Source organism: Microbacterium sp. K41 (genome assembly GCF_004794395.1).
Classification (GTDB): domain Bacteria; phylum Actinomycetota; class Actinomycetes; order Actinomycetales; family Microbacteriaceae; genus Microbacterium; species Microbacterium sufflavum.
In genome coordinates, this window is record NZ_SSDO01000015.1 from 1 (window position 1) to 1,501 (window position 1,501).

Here is a 1,501-nt window from a genome sequence, read left to right on the forward strand (position 1 = left end):
GGCGGGGCGAGCTGCCGGCGCGGGACGCCGTGCGCCTCGCGGTGCAGGCGCTCCATGCGGCTGTCGAGCTCGGCGGCCGCATCCGCCGCGTCGGTCAGGCTCTGCACGAGGTGCGAGGGCACCTGGTTGGAGAACTTGTAGTAGATCTTGTGCTCCAGGCTCGCCCAGAAGTCCATCGCGATCGTGCGGAACTGCACCTCCACCGGCACCGAGAGCGCGCCGGTCGACAGGAACACGGGCACCTCGATGATCGCGTGCAGGCTCTTGTAGCCGTTCGCCTTCGGCTGCGCGATGTAGTCCTTCACGGTGCGCACGGTCACGTCGTCCTGCGCTGTGAGCAGGTCGAACAGCCGGTACACGTCGGCGACGAAACTGCACGTGACCCGCACCCCGGCGATGTCGGTGATCTCGGCGCGGATGCGCTCGAAGTCGGGCTCGTCGATCCCCTTGCGCGCGAGCTTCTCCACGATGCTGTCCGGCGACTTCAGGCGGCTCTTCACGTGCTCGATCGGGTTGTAGGCGTGGTCGTGCGTGAACTCGTCGCGCAGGATCGAGATCTTCGTCTCCACCTCCCGCATGCCGAACTCGTACTCGCGCAGGAAGCGCTGCAGCTGATCGCGCAGCTCCTTGGCCTCGCTGATCATGGCTTCGTCGACCGGGATCACGCTCATGGGATCGACGTTATCGATCCGTGATCGGAAAGCGCTGTGGATTATCACGGTCACGCGGGAGCATCCGGCGCGTCCCGACCGAGTCCGGCCTCCCTGGCACGGACGATCAGCGCGCTGCGATCGGGCACCGCGAGCTTCGCGAGGATGCCGGACAGGTAGTTGCGCACGGTCTTCGACGACAGCACGAGCCGCCGGGCCACCGCCTGGTTGTCGAGCCCGCGGGCGATGAGGTCGAGCACCTCGCGCTCGCGGTGCGTGAGCTCGGGGAACACCACGGGCCCGGTCGTGCGCGCGCCCGACAGCAGGTCAATCGCGCGGCGCCCCACCTCGGCCGTGAGCAGCACGTCGCCCGACGCCACGGCGCGCAGCCCCCGCTCGATCTCGTCCGGCAGCGCGCTCTTGAGCAGGTAGCCCCTGGCTCCGGCGCGGAGGGCGGCGAACACCGAGTCGTCGTCGCCGAGCATCGTCACGATGAGCACGCCGATGCCGGGGGCCGCCCGCACGATGCGTCGCGTCGCCTCGATACCGGAGCCCGCCCCGAGGTCCACGTCCATGAGCACCACGTCGGGCTGCGCCGCCAGCACGCCGTCGACCGCCTCGTCTTCGGTGCCGGCCCTGCCCACGACCTGGAACCCATCGATCGACTCCAGGAAGCTCGACATGCCGAAGGCGAAGACCGGGTGGTCGTCCACCACGAAGATGCGCACGGCGCCGTCCGCCGCCTCCGCCGCGCTGGACTGCTCTGGCATGCCGCTCACGCTAGCGCTCCCGCCCGGCGGCGCACCACCGCAGGGGCGCGCTGCCCCGGGGGCGATGTGCGGAAAGGGGCA

At 69.9% G+C, this 1,501-nt stretch carries 2 protein-coding genes; both read right to left on the bottom strand.

The genetic code is table 11. The features are described 5' to 3' along the window. Positions 1-671 (bottom strand): GTP pyrophosphokinase (locus tag DW309_RS00115; protein WP_136044168.1); only part of this gene is annotated, 671 nt, incomplete at its 3' end. A 50-nt stretch (positions 672-721) separates the two neighbouring features. Further along, positions 722-1,420, bottom strand: coding sequence for a response regulator transcription factor (locus tag DW309_RS00120; RefSeq protein ID WP_136044169.1), 699 nt, complete (start codon positions 1,418-1,420; stop codon positions 722-724). Positions 1,421-1,501 lie beyond the last annotated feature (81 nt).

Coding starts and splice junctions, on each gene's coding strand:
- DW309_RS00120 (WP_136044169.1), bottom strand. CDS start 1,420: ATGCCAGAGCAGTCCAGCGCGGCGGAGGCGGCGGACGGCGCCGTGCGC.